At 69.5% G+C, this 12,727-nt stretch carries 10 protein-coding genes; 4 read left to right on the top strand and 6 right to left on the bottom strand.

Annotated features, from left to right (window positions below; translation table 11 throughout):
• Positions 1-3: 3 nt before the first annotated feature.
• The 3 genes from ARTHRO9V_RS07835 (at position 4) to ARTHRO9V_RS07825 (ending at position 4,737) form a co-directional block, all read left to right on the top strand.
• On the top strand, positions 4-1,338 hold the full coding sequence (locus ARTHRO9V_RS07835) for an HRDC domain-containing protein (protein ID WP_082460233.1): 1,335 nt from the start codon (positions 4-6) through the stop codon (positions 1,336-1,338).
• Between the two features lie 73 nt (positions 1,339-1,411).
• Complete coding sequence (locus ARTHRO9V_RS07830; RefSeq protein ID WP_159826522.1) at positions 1,412-2,617, top strand: thiolase family protein; 1,206 nt, start codon at positions 1,412-1,414, stop codon at positions 2,615-2,617.
• The gene (locus tag ARTHRO9V_RS07825; protein WP_159826521.1) at positions 2,614-4,737 is read left to right on the top strand and encodes a 3-hydroxyacyl-CoA dehydrogenase NAD-binding domain-containing protein; all 2,124 of its coding nucleotides are present in this window, start codon (positions 2,614-2,616) and stop codon (positions 4,735-4,737) included. The genes ARTHRO9V_RS07830 and ARTHRO9V_RS07825 overlap by 4 nt, the downstream gene beginning before the upstream one ends.
• Positions 4,738-4,816: 79 nt before the next feature.
• Here ARTHRO9V_RS07825 and dxs read toward each other — a convergent pair whose 3' ends face one another.
• From dxs to dut, 5 genes are all read right to left on the bottom strand, one after another.
• Positions 4,817-6,763, bottom strand: a complete 1,947-nt coding sequence (gene dxs / locus ARTHRO9V_RS07820; RefSeq protein ID WP_159826520.1) for a 1-deoxy-D-xylulose-5-phosphate synthase — start codon at positions 6,761-6,763, stop codon at positions 4,817-4,819.
• A 127-nt stretch (positions 6,764-6,890) separates the two neighbouring features.
• Complete coding sequence (gene acnA, locus ARTHRO9V_RS07815; RefSeq protein ID WP_159826519.1) at positions 6,891-9,707, bottom strand: aconitate hydratase AcnA; 2,817 nt, start codon at positions 9,705-9,707, stop codon at positions 6,891-6,893.
• A 151-nt stretch (positions 9,708-9,858) separates the two neighbouring features.
• Positions 9,859-10,617, bottom strand: coding sequence for a DUF3159 domain-containing protein (locus tag ARTHRO9V_RS07810; protein ID WP_056045452.1), 759 nt, complete (start codon positions 10,615-10,617; stop codon positions 9,859-9,861).
• 6 nt (positions 10,618-10,623) lie between these two features.
• Positions 10,624-11,262 carry a DUF3710 domain-containing protein gene (locus tag ARTHRO9V_RS07805; RefSeq protein ID WP_123570779.1) on the bottom strand — a complete coding sequence of 213 codons (639 nt, stop codon included), beginning with the start codon at positions 11,260-11,262 and terminating at the stop codon, positions 10,624-10,626.
• A 77-nt stretch (positions 11,263-11,339) separates the two neighbouring features.
• On the bottom strand, positions 11,340-11,801 hold the full coding sequence (gene dut, locus ARTHRO9V_RS07800) for a dUTP diphosphatase (protein ID WP_173150895.1): 462 nt from the start codon (positions 11,799-11,801) through the stop codon (positions 11,340-11,342).
• Positions 11,802-11,831: 30 nt separating this feature from the next.
• On the opposite strand from dut, the gene ARTHRO9V_RS07795 reads away from it, so the two are divergent.
• Entirely contained in the window at positions 11,832-12,296 is a 465-nt protein-coding gene (locus ARTHRO9V_RS07795) for a DUF3093 domain-containing protein (protein WP_233568327.1), read from the top strand.
• Here ARTHRO9V_RS07795 and ARTHRO9V_RS07790 read toward each other — a convergent pair.
• On the bottom strand, positions 12,271-12,564 hold the full coding sequence (locus ARTHRO9V_RS07790; protein WP_043592858.1) for a DUF4193 domain-containing protein: 294 nt from the start codon (positions 12,562-12,564) through the stop codon (positions 12,271-12,273). The two genes, ARTHRO9V_RS07795 and ARTHRO9V_RS07790, sit on opposite strands and share 26 nt — an antisense overlap.
• Between the last annotated feature and the right edge of the window lie 163 nt (positions 12,565-12,727).

Raw genomic sequence — 12,727 nt, 5'->3', positions numbered from 1 at the left:
GACATGACCACAGCGACACCAGACGAGGCCGCACCAGACGCGGCGGCGGCCGACGCGGCAGCACCCCACGGCTCCGAGCCGCGCGACACCCGTCCCCGGGTCTCCGTCCGACCCGTCGTCGAGACCGCCGACTCGCAGCACGGCGAGGTGACCGTCATCGACGACCGCGAGGGGTACCTCGCCGCCGTCGAGGCGATCCGCGCCGGGACCGGGCCGGTCTCGATCGACGCCGAGCGCGCCTCCGGCTATCGCTACTCGCAGCGGGCCTACCTCATCCAGGTGTTCCGACGCGGCTCGGGGGTGTTCCTCCTCGACCCACCCGCCATCGGCTCGTTCGCCGAACTGCAAGCCGTCATCGGCGACGAGGAGTGGGTGCTCCACGCCGCCAGCCAGGACCTCGCGTGCCTGCGCGAGGTCGGCCTCGATCCGAGCCGCATCTTCGACACCGAACTGGGTGCGCGCCTCGCCGGGCTCCCCAAGGTCGGGCTCGGTGCCGTCGTCGAGCAGCTCCTGGGCGTCCACCTCGCGAAAGAACACAGTGCCGCCGACTGGTCGACGCGACCGTTGCCGCAGAGCTGGCTCGTCTACGCGGCTCTCGACGTCGAGCTGCTCGTCGACCTCCGGGACGCCATGGAGGCGGTCCTCGCGGACGCGGGCAAGCTCGAGATCGCGCGCCAGGAGTTCGACGCGACCCTGAGGCGGGAGGCCAAGCCCGCGAAGGTCGACCCGTGGCGTCGACTGACCGGGCTGCACAGCCTGCGCGGGTCCCGGTCCCTCGCCGTGGCTCGTGAACTCTGGCAGGCGCGGGACGACTACGCGCGCGAGATCGACACGGCCCCGGGCCGTCTCGTCCCGGACTCCTCGCTCCTGGCCGCCACGAAGGCGATGCCCACCGACAAACGGTCCCTCGCCGGCATCAAGGAGTTCGTCGGCCGCGCCAGTCGCAGTGAGCTGGACCGTTGGTTCGCGGCGATCGAACGCGGCCGTGAGACGACGGACCTGCCCTCGCACCGGGGGCCCGCGAGCGACACCCTCCCCCCGCCCCGATCGTGGGCGGACAAGAACCCGCTGGCCGACGCGCGCTACAAGGCCGTCCGCCCCAAGGTGACCGAGATCGCCGAGGGGCTCGACCTGCCGGTCGAGAACCTGCTCACACCCGAGACCCTGCGCCGGCTGGCCTGGGACCCGCCCATCCCCTTCGACGCACCGACCATCGCGGCCGCCCTGGTCGAGCTCGGTGCGCGGACCTGGCAGGTCGAGGCCGTGGCCGAGGCGGTCGCCGAGGCCTTTGTCGACGCCCACCAAGAGCCCGAGGCGACGGGCGACGGCGCTTCGTAGGATTGCTCGAACGATTCTCGGGCCCCCGGCGTCGTCCCTAAGATCAGGACCAGATCCTGACACTGGAGGCACTGTGGCCGAGAGCAACGATGTCGTGTTCGTCGACGGGGTACGCACCCCGTTCGGTCGGGCCGGCGACAAAGGCATGTACTGGCAGACCCGCGCCGACGACCTGGTCGTCAAGGCGATGAAGGGTCTGCTCGAGCGAAACCCGTCCCTACCGCCCGAACGCATCGACGACGTCGCCATCGCGGCGACCACGCAACAGGGCGATCAAGGCCTCACCCTCGGACGCACGACGGCGCTCCTCGCTGGTCTCCCCCAGTCCGTGCCCGGGTACGCCATCGACCGGATGTGCGCCGGCGCCATGACGAGCGTGACGAGCGTCGCCGGCGGCATCGCCTTCGGCGCGTACGACGTCGCCCTCGCCGGCGGGGTCGAGCACATGGGGCGTCACCCCATGGGGTTCGCCGCCGACCCCAATCCGCGCTTCGCCGCCGAGAAGCTCGTCAGCGGCGAGGCCCTGAACATGGGCAACACCGCGGAGCGCATCCACGACCGGTTCCCCCAGCTCACGAAGGAGCGCTCCGACCGGTACGCCCTGCGATCGCAACAAAAACTCGCAGCGGCCTACGACGCCGGCCAGATCCAACCCGACCTCGTCCCGGTGGCCATCAAGACGGACCAGGGCTGGGGGCTCGCCACCCGTGACGAGGCGCCTCGACCCGAGACCACGTTGGAGGGTCTCGCCGGGCTGCGCACGCCCTTCCGGCCGCACGGCCGCGTCACGGCGGGCAACTCGTCGGGTCTCAACGACGGGGCGACGGTCAGCCTGATGGCGTCGGGTGCCGCGGCGAAGGAACTCGGGCTCACCCCCAAGATGCGCCTCGTCAGCTTCGCCTTCGCCGGCGTCGAGCCCGAGATCATGGGCATCGGTCCCGTGCCGTCCACCGAGAAGGCCCTCCGCAAGGCCGGGCTGTCGATCGACGACATCGGCCTCTTCGAACTGAACGAGGCGTTCGCGGTGCAGGTCCTCTCCCTGCTCGACCACTTCGGCATCGACGACGACGACCCGCGCGTGAACCCCTGGGGCGGGGCCATCGCCGTCGGTCACCCCCTCGCGTCCTCGGGCGTGAGGCTGATGATCCAGCTCGCCCGCCAGTTCGAGCAGCACCCCGAGGTGCGGTACGGCCTCACGGCCATGTGCATCGGCCTCGGCCAGGGCGGCAGCGTCATCTGGGAGAACCCCCACTACTCGAAGAAGGCGGCACGCGCATGAGCACGGCGACCGAACAACTGACCGAGCTGTCGGCCGACGAGGTTGTCACGCATTCCTACGTCCGCGACGTGCCGTTGCCCTCCGGCGGCGTCCTGGCACTCATCACCCTCGACAACGGCCGCGACCACACCCGGCCGAGCACGCTGGGGCCCGCGACGCTGCACGAGTTCGGCGCGACCCTCGACGCCGTCCGCAGCCGCGCCTCCTCGGGTGAGATCGCGGCGATCGCCGTCACGGGCAAGCCGTACTTCCTGGCGGCGGGTGCCGACCTCAGCAAGGTGAGCGCCATCCCCAGCCGTGACGTCGCCCGCGAGCTCGCCCGACTCGGCCACGCCGTGCTCGGCAAGCTGCACGACGCCCCGGTACCGACGTTCGTCTTCGTCAACGGGCTCGCCCTGGGCGGTGGCGTCGAGATCGGGCTGCACGCCGACTACCGGACGGTCGACTCGTCGGCCGCCGCCATCGCCCTGCCGGAGGTCTTCCTCGGCATCATCCCCGGGTGGGGTGGCGCCTGGTTGTTGCCGAACCTGATCGGCATCGAGAACGCCATCAAGGTCGTCATCGAGAACCCCTTGAAGAACAACCGCACCCTGAAGCCCGCCCAGGCGCTCGAAATCGGCATCGTCGACGCGATGTTCGGCCCCGCGTCGTTCCTCGAGGACAGCATCCGGTGGGCCGACGGGGTGCTGACCGGCCGCGTCAGCGTCAAGCGGCCGAACGTGCCGGGCAGGCTCGAGCGTGCCGTCAAGTGGGACGTCGCGATCTCGGTGGCGCGCAAGTCGCTCGAGTCGAAGATCGGCACCGTCGCGAAGTCGCCCTACGCCGCCCTTGACCTGCTGAAGGCCGCGAAGAACACCGACCGGACGACCGGCTTCGCGGCCGAGGACGAAGCGCTGGCCGACCTCGTGGCAGGCGACCAGTTCCACGCCAGCATGTACGCCTTCGATCTCGTCCAGAAGCGGGCCAAGAAGCCCGCCGGTGCGCCCTCCCCCGACCTCGCCCGGAAGATCGGCAAGGTGGGCATCGTCGGGGCCGGACTCATGGCGAGCCAGTTCGCGCTGCTCTTCGTGCGCCGTCTGCGCGTCCCGGTCGTCATCACCGACCTCGACCAGGCTCGGGTCGACGCGGCACTCGCCCGCATCAGAGGCGAGATCGACGAGTTGCAGGGCGGGGGGAGGATCTCGCGGGACGAGTCCAACCGCCTCAAGGCGCTCATCACGGGCACGACCGATCTCGCCGACTTCGCCGACGCCGACTGGGTCATCGAGGCCGTGTTCGAAGAGTTGTCGGTCAAGCAGGAGGTGTTCGCGAACGTCGAGGCCGTCGTCTCGGACACCACGGTGCTGGCGACCAACACGTCGTCGCTCAGTGTCGAGCAGATCGGGGCGCGCCTCGCTCATCCCGAGCGACTGGTCGGATTCCACTTCTTCAACCCGGTCGCGGTGATGCCCCTCGTCGAGGTCGTCAAGACCCCGGCGACCGACGACGAGACGCTGAGCACGGCGATGGTGACGGCGAAGGCCCTGCGGAAGAACGCCGTCATCACGGCCGACACCCCGGGGTTCGTGGTCAACCGGATCCTGGCCAAGCTGCTGGGCGAGGCCATGCACGCCGTCGAGACGGGGACGCCGTTCGAGGTCGTCGATCGGGCGACGGCGCCGTTCGGCCTCCCGATGACGCCGTTCGAGTTGCTCGAGCTGGTGGGACTGACCGTCGGGGCGCACGTCCTCGACACCCACCATGCCGCCTTCCCCGACCGGTTCTTCGCCAGTGACGGACTGCACCGCCTGGCCGAGCACGGCACGATCTTCGAACGCGACTCGAAGGGCCGTCGCAAGGGATTCGACAAGAAGGCCGTCGCCCTCGCCGCCGGACCGGGAACGGCCCTGACCGACGACGAGTTGCGCATCCGCATCGAGGACGGTCTCGCCGACGAGGTCGGGCGCATGCTCGACGACCACGTCGTGGCCGCGGCCGAGGACATCGACCTCTGCCTGATCCTCGGCGCCGGGTACCCGTTCCAGATGGGCGGGGTCACGCCGTACCTCGACCGGGTCGGTGCCTCACGCCGGGTGCGGGGTCGCGACTTCCACGATCCGGCGGTCCGCGGCGTCGAGTAGACCACCCACGCCAAACGCCCCGTCTCGAGAGGGACGGGGCGTTCGACGTCTGTCGTGCGGCGTGACACCGCACCGGGGCTCAGTCGTGCCGGGCGTCCTCGTGCCGGGATGCGGCAGCGGTCTCGTCCAGTGGCCTCGCCACCGGGATCCGGCTGCCGAGCACCTGGGCGACGACGTCGCGAGCGATGTGCTGCGGCGTGAGGCCGGCCTCGTCGAGGATCTCGGCCCGGGACCCGTGTTCGAGGAACTCGTCGGGCAGTCCCAACTCGGTCACGGCCGTGTCGATGCCTGCGCCACGGAGGTCCTGTCGCACACGGGTGCCGATCCCGCCCACCCGCACGCCGTCCTCGATCGTGATGACGAGCCGGTGGGCCGCGGCCAGCTCGATGATGCTGGCCGGGACGGGGACGACCCATCGAGGATCGACGACCGTGGCACCGATGCCCTGGGCCTCCAGTCGTTCGGCGACCTCGAGTCCGATGCCGGCCATCGGGCCGACGCAGACGATGAGGACGTCGTCACGGCCGGTGCGTCGCAGCACCTCGACACCGTCCTCGAGTCGTTCGACGGCGTCGTGCTCGACGCCGACGGCGCCTTTCGAGAACCGGATGACGGTGGGAGCGTCGTCGACCGCCACGGCCTCCCGGAGCTCTTCGCGGAGTCGCGTCGCGTCACGAGGGGCGGCCAGACGGATGTGCGGCACGATCTGCAGGAGGGCGAGGTCCCACATTCCGTGGTGGCTCGGGCCGTCCGGTCCGGTCACACCGGCGCGGTCCAGGACGAAGGTGACACCGGCCCGGTGGAGGGCGACGTCCATCAGCACCTGGTCGAAGGCTCGGTTCACGAAGGTGGCGTACAGCGCGACGACGGGGTGCAGTCCACCGAACGCGAGACCCGCGGCACTCGTGACCGCGTGCTGTTCGGCGATGCCGACGTCGAAGACCCGCTTCGGGAACCGTTCGGCGAGCTTGTGCAGGCCCACGGGACGCAGCATCGCCGCCGTGATGCCGACGACCTTCTCGTCGTGCTCGGCGATGTCGACGATCTCGTCGGCGAAGACCGACGTCCACGACGGCGAGGTGGCCGCCTCGAGGGGTTCGCCCGTCTCGGGGTCGATCTGCCCGACCGCGTGGAACTGGTCGGCGACGTCGGCGCGCGCCGGATCGAATCCCCGGCCCTTCTCGGTGATGGCGTGCACGATCACGGGCGCCCCGTAGTTCTTCGCCTGGAGCAGCGCTTCTTCCATGGCGACCTGGTCGTGACCGTCGACCGGCCCGATGTACTTGATGTCCAGGTTCGAGTAGAGGGCCTCGTTGTTCGTGAACCGGCTCAGGAAGCCGTGCAGGCCACCCCGGACGCCGCGGTAGACCGCACGACCCGGATGTCCGAGTCGGTCGAAGACGGCCCTGCTGCCGACGTGGAGCTCGCGGTAGGCCTGGCGGGTGCGGACCGTGTTGAGGAAACGGGCCATTCCTCCGATGGTCGGGGCGTAGGACCGGCCGTTGTCGTTGACCACGATGGTGAGGCGACGGTCGTTGTCGTCGCTGATGTTGTTCAGGGCTTCCCACGTCATGCCCCCGGTCAACGCGCCGTCGCCCACGACGGCGACCACGTGCCGATCGTCCCGGCCCGTCAGTTGGAAGGCCCGGGAGATGCCGTCGGCCCACGAGAGCGAACTCGAGGCGTGTGAGCTCTCGACGATGTCGTGCTCGGACTCGGACCGCTGCGGGTATCCGGCGAGACCGCCCCGGAGCCGGAGCCCCGAGAAGTCCTGGCGACCGGTGAGGAGCTTGTGGACGTACGACTGGTGGCCGGTGTCGAAGACGAAGGCGTCGTGCGGCGAGTGGAACACCCGGTGCATGGCCAACGTCAACTCGACGACGCCGAGGTTCGGCCCGAGGTGGCCCCCGGTCTTCGACACTTCGGTCACGAGGAACCGGCGGATGTCGGCGGCCAGTTCGACCATCTGTTCGTTCGTCAGGCGGTCGAGGTCACGAGGCCCCGTGATCGTCTGCAGCAGGCTCATGCTGGCCTTCCCTCTCGGCCCTCTCGGGCATCCCGCCAGTCTAGGCACGCGACCGGCGAGAACGCCGTGCGACCCCCGGACGACGCGGGCGATCGTCCGGGGGCCTGGTCACTGCGGGGTCCGTCGCTCAGACCAGGCTGCGCAGGACGTACTGCAGGATGCCACCGTTGCGGTAGTAGTCGGCCTCGCCGGGGGTGTCGATGCGTACGACGGCGTCGAACTCGACCGGCTGCTTGCCCGCGGGCGAATGGGTGGTGGGGGTCGCCGTGACGTGGACCGTCTTCGGCGTCGTGCCCTCGTTGAGCTGCTCGATGCCGACGATGTCGATCTGCTCCGTGCCGTCGAGACCGAGCGACTCCCAGCTCTCGCCCTGCGGGAACTGCAGGGGAACCACTCCCATGCCGATCAGGTTCGATCGGTGAATGCGTTCGAAGCTCTCGGTGATGACCGCCTTGACCCCGAGCAGGCTCGTGCCCTTCGCGGCCCAGTCCCGGGACGAGCCCGAGCCGTACTCCTTGCCGCCCAGGATGACCAAGGGCGTGCCCTGCTCCTGGTAGCGGGCACTGGCGTCGTAGATGAACGACTGCGGCCCCTCGGCCTGGGTGAAGTCGCGGGTGTAGCCACCCTCGACCCCGTCCAGCAACTGGTTCTTGAGGCGGATGTTCGCGAACGTGCCCCGGATCATGACCTCGTGGTTGCCTCGACGGGACCCGTACGAGTTGAAGTCCTTGCGGTCCACGCCGTGCTCGTCGAGGTAGTGGCCGGCCGGGCTGTCGACCTTGATCGACCCGGCGGGGCTGATGTGGTCGGTCGTGACCGAGTCGCCGAGCTTGGCCAGCACGCGGGCGCCCTGGATGTCGGTCACCGGCGTGGTCTCGATCGTCATGCCCTCGAAGTACGGAGGTTTGCGCACGTAGGTCGACTCGGAGTCCCACTCGAAGGTGGCGCCCGTCGGGGTCGGCAGGGAGCGCCAGCGCTCGTCGCCGTCGAACACCCCGGCGTACTCGTGGGTGAACATCCCCGTGTCGATGGACGAGTCGATCGTCTGCTGCACCTCGGCCGCGTCGGGCCAGATGTCGCGGAGGTAGACGTCGGAGCCGTCGTCGGCGGTGCCCAGGGCGTCGTTCTCGAAGTCGAAGTTCATCGACCCGGCGAGGGCGTACGCGATGACGAGCGGCGGGCTGGCGAGGTAGTTCATCTTGACGTCGGGGTTGATGCGACCCTCGAAGTTGCGGTTGCCCGACAGGACGGCCGTGACGGCGAGGTCGTTGTCCTGCACCGCCGTCGAGATCTCGTCGAGCAGCGGGCCCGAGTTGCCGATGCAGGTCGTGCAGCCGTAGCCGACGGTGTAGAAACCGAGGTCCTCGAGATAGGTGGTCAGGCCGGCCTTCTCGTAGTAGTCCGTGACGACCTTCGACCCGGGCGCGAGGGTCGTCTTGACCCACGGCTTGGCCTTGAGCCCCTTCTTGCTGGCGTTGCGGGCGAGCAGGCCCGCGGCGAGCATGACGGAGGGGTTCGACGTGTTCGTGCACGACGTGATGGCAGCGATGGCCACGGCGCCGTGGTCGAGCGTGAACGTCGAGCCGTCGCCGAGTGCCACGGAGGTGGGCTTGGAGACCTTGGCCGGTGCGTGCGACGTGTGCGAGATCGAGTGCGGCTGGGCGTCGTCGTCGTCCTCGGCCGTGAAGCCGATCGGGTCGGAGGCCGGGAACGTGCCCTCGACCGCGGCGTCGACGTGCGAGTGGTCCGTCGTGGCGTAGTTCTCGAGGTCGACCTCGAACTGCGACTTGGCCTCGGTGAGTTCGATGCGGTCCTGCGGACGCTTCGGCCCGGCGATGGACGGGACGACCGTCCCGAGGTCGAGCTCGAGGTACTCGCTGAACACGGGTTCGGTCGAGGGGTCGTGCCACAGTCCCTGCAGCTTGGAGTACTGCTCGACGAGGTCGATCTGCTCCTCGGAGCGCCCGGTCAGACGCAGGTAGTCGAGGGTCACGTCGTCGATCGGGAAGATCGCCGCCGTCGAACCGAACTCGGGGCTCATGTTGCCGATGGTCGCCCGGTTGGCCAGGGGCACCTCGGCGACGCCTTCGCCGTAGAACTCGACGAACTTGCCGACGACGCCGTGCCGGCGCAGCTGCTGCGTGATGGTGAGCACCACGTCGGTCGCCGTCACGCCGGTCGGAATCGAGCCGGAGAGCTTGAAGCCGACGACCTTGGGGATCAACATCGACACGGGCTGACCGAGCATCGCGGCCTCGGCCTCGATGCCCCCGACGCCCCAGCCGAGCACGCCCAGGCCGTTGACCATCGTCGTGTGCGAGTCGGTGCCGACGAGGGTGTCGGGGTACGCCTGCAGCACTCCGCCGACCTCGCGGCTGTAGGTGACGCGCGCCAGGTACTCGATGTTGACCTGGTGGACGATGCCGGTGCCCGGCGGGACGACCTTGAAGTCGTCGAAGGCCGTCTGTCCCCAGCGGAGGAACTGGTACCGCTCGCCGTTGCGCTCGTACTCGATCTCGACGTTGCGTTCGAGCGCGTTCTCGGAGCCGAAGAGGTCCGCGATGACCGAGTGGTCGATGACGAGCTCGGCCGGTGCCAGCGGGTTGATCTTGGTCGGGTCTCCGCCGAGCTCGGCGACGGCCTCTCGCATGGTGGCGAGGTCGACGATGCAGGGCACCCCCGTGAAGTCCTGCATGACCACGCGCGCCGGCGTGAACTGGATCTCGGTGTCGGGCTCGGCGGTGGGCTGCCACGAGCCGAGGGCCCGGATCTGGTCACCCGTGACGTTCGCACCGTCCTCGGTGCGGAGCAGGTTCTCGAGCAGGACCTTGAGGCTGAACGGAAGCGTCGAAGAACCCTCGACCGCGTCGATGCGGTAGACCTCGTAGTCGGTGGACCCGACCGTGAGGGTGTTCTTCGAGCCGAAACTGTTGATTGCAGACACGTGCCGTCTCCCTTGCTGACTACGCCCTCATCTTGGCCGGTGCGCGCGACGCCCACCAGCGAGGTCAGCCTAAGTCCGCGGGGTGTCCCCGGGGCCGATCCCAGCGATTTGTCTCGATGTCGAGACAAAACATAGCACCAGGAGGCGCGGGTCAGGCCGAGGGGCCCCGCGCGTCGTCCGCCGCCTCGCGTCCGCGGTAGACCGTCCGCACGAGGAGCCAGGTCACCCAGAGCAACCCCGCGTAGAGGGGCACGCCCATGACGAGCTTGAGCGTCCCGAGGAGAGCGACGTCCCCGGCCAGCCACAGCGGCACCTGGACGGCGAGGCGGGCGGCGAACAGTCCGGCCCACAACCAGGTGGCCAGGACGAGGACGCGTCGTTTCGCCCGGTCCCCCCGCCAGCCCGTGCCGTCGTTCGTGAGGAGTCCGACCACGATGCCGATGAGCGGCCAGCGCACGGCGATGCTGACGAGCATCGCGGCGAGCGACGCGGCGTTGATCAGGAGGCCGGGCACGAAGTTGTTCTCGGCACGGCCGGAGAGCAAGGCGATCCCCGCGGAGAGGGCGATGCCGAAGACACCCGCGAGGGCCTGGGCGACCGGACCGCGCTGGACCGCGCGTGCGACGACGAACGCCACGGCCAGGACCAGCGGGATGAGGACCGACGGGACGACGTCCTGCGTGATCGTGTAGACGACCACGAAGCCGAGCCCGGGGACGATGGACTCGACGAGCCCCCGCACCCCGCCGATGGCGGTGAGCAGCGCCGACGCCGTCGGGACCTCGCCGGGGGCGACCTGGCCGATGCCGGCCCGTCGGGCGGCGGCTTGCAACTGGGCCGCGAGCGACACCCGGGGGTCGTCGAGCGGCGACGGATCAGCCGGATCGGGCCGGTCGTCGGACGCGGACACGTCGGGTCAGACGACCGAGGGCGTGGTGCCCGGGGCGTCGGTCGGGCCGGCCTTCGGCATCGACAGCGGGATCAGCTCGCGCGGAGGCATCGGGGTCGTCCCGCGGACCACGACGATGCTGCGGAAGAGTTCTTCGATCTTCTCGGCAGCGTCGCCTTCGTGAGCCGCGTCGCCCGCGATCACGCCGCGGAGGAACCAGCGGGGCCCGTCGACGCCGATGAAGCGTGCTCGCCGGGTCGTGCCGGGGTCACCGCCCATCACCGGGATCTCGGCGCGGACCTCGGGACCGAAGGGCCCCTCGACCTCGGCCGTCGTGCCGCCCTGCTTCTCGATCTGCTCGCTGATCTGACCTCGGATCTCGTTCCAGAGTCCCGTCGTGCGGGGCGCCGCGAACGGCTGCACCTGCAGCGTCGACTTGGCGAAGTCGAGGCCGACGGCGACGACCCTCTTGCTTCCCTCTTCGACTTCGAGTCGGAGGTGGAGCCCTTCGCGGGGCAGGATCTTGACGCCACCGAGATCGACGTACGGGCGGACGGGGTTGGCCTCGGTCTCGTCCAGCGGGCCCACCTCGGAGCGGTCCGCGGGTGCCGACTTGGAGTCGTCGAACACCTCGACCTCGGCGTCGTCGAGGGACTCGATGTCGATCTCGACGTCGGCGACGTCGGCCGACTCGACGTCGATCTCGACTGCGGCCAGTTCTTGCTCGCGGCGTTTGGACTTCCTCACGCGGTGCCTCCTGGGTTGTGTGCGTATCCGGTGGATCCGTGACCGTCGACCCCTCGGACGCTCTCGGGGAGCGTCGCGACGGGGACGAAGGTCGCGCGGACGACCGGCATGATGACGAGCTGGGCGATCTTGTCACCGACGGCGACGTGGTGCTCGGCCTCGAGGTCGGTGTTGAGCAGCGAGACCTTGATCTCTCCGCGGTACCCCGCGTCGACGGTGCCCGGGGCGTTCACGACGGTGATGCCGTGCTTGGCGGCGAGGCCGCTGCGGGGCATGACGAACGCGGCGAAACCCTCGGGAAGGGCGATGGAGACGCCCGTGCCGACCAGGGCGCGGTGGCCGGGCCTCAGCACGAGGTCCTCGGTCGAGACCAGGTCGGCGCCGGCGTCGCCCGGGTGGGAATACACGGGCACCGACATCGCCTCGGCGGCGATGAGGACGTCGAGGGTCTGGATCACGTGTCGAGGGTAGTGCAGAAGTCTGGTCGAATGGACGTCATGAACCCCTACCGTGAGCGCCTGCTCCCGCCGCTCTCCGTCTTCGTGGCCTGCGCGCTCCTCGTCCCCGCCACCCTCCTGGTCTTCCTGCCGATCAACTCGACGGTCGGCGTGGTGATGGCCGTCGTGTTCTACGCGGCCGCCGTCGTCCTGCTCGTCCTGACCTCGCCCGTGCTGACGATCGACGACGATGGCTTCACCGCGGGGCGGGCCCGTCTGTTCGCCCACGAGATCGGTGACGCCGAGGGCTTCACCGGCGCCGACGCGACACGAGAAAGAGGGCCCCGGCTCGACGCGCGAGCCTGGACCCTCTTCCGGGGGTGGGTGCGACCGGTGGTCAAGATCTCGTTGACGGACCTCGACGACCCGGCGCCCTATTGGTTGGTGTCGACCCGTCGACCCGACGAGGTCGTGCGACGGTTGGAGGCGATCAGGCGGCGCACTCCCGGCAGATAGCGCCCAGCTTGGTCTCGTGGTCGAGCTGCGAACGGTGCTTGACCAGGAAGCACTCGACACAGGTGAACTCGTCGACCTGCGGGGGGAGGACGACGACGTCGAGGTCGAGGTCCGAGAGGTCCTGCCCGGCGAGCTCGAACGAGCCCGGGTTGTCGGCGTCGTCGTCGACGACGCCGGTCATCTTGTCGGGGACCCTTTCTTTGAGCCCCTCGATCGACTCCGAGCCGTCGTCGTCGTTCTTGCGAGGTGCGTCGTAGTCGGTGGCCATGCCCATCCAGTTCTTCGGTGATTCGTGTGCCCGATTCGGCGGGTGCAGTTTGCATCACTCGTTGTCGAATAGCAAACCAGTTCCCACGGCCTTTCAGCCGCCTCGGAAGAACTGACGGCACGCCCGTCGTATTCCCGTGAGAACGGCCGCCGACGTGCGACTC

Origin of the sequence: Frigoribacterium sp. 9N, assembly GCF_902506305.1 — a bacterium.
Lineage (GTDB): Bacteria > Actinomycetota > Actinomycetes > Actinomycetales > Microbacteriaceae > Frigoribacterium.
The sequence above is the reverse complement of the archived record's forward strand: the minus strand, read 5'-3'. Positions and strand labels throughout refer to the sequence as shown.

What these genes read in the sequence shown, in the direction of transcription:
- ARTHRO9V_RS07835 (WP_082460233.1), top strand. Translation starts at nt 4, where the DNA reads ATGACCACAGCGACACCAGACGAGGCCGCACCAGACGCGGCGGCGGCC.
- ARTHRO9V_RS07825 (WP_159826521.1), top strand. Translation starts at nt 2,614, where the DNA reads ATGAGCACGGCGACCGAACAACTGACCGAGCTGTCGGCCGACGAGGTT.
- dxs (WP_159826520.1), bottom strand. Translation starts at nt 6,763, where the DNA reads ATGAGCCTGCTGCAGACGATCACGGGGCCTCGTGACCTCGACCGCCTG.
- ARTHRO9V_RS07795 (WP_233568327.1), top strand. Translation starts at nt 11,832, where the DNA reads ATGGACGTCATGAACCCCTACCGTGAGCGCCTGCTCCCGCCGCTCTCC.
- ARTHRO9V_RS07790 (WP_043592858.1), bottom strand. Translation starts at nt 12,564, where the DNA reads ATGGCCACCGACTACGACGCACCTCGCAAGAACGACGACGACGGCTCG.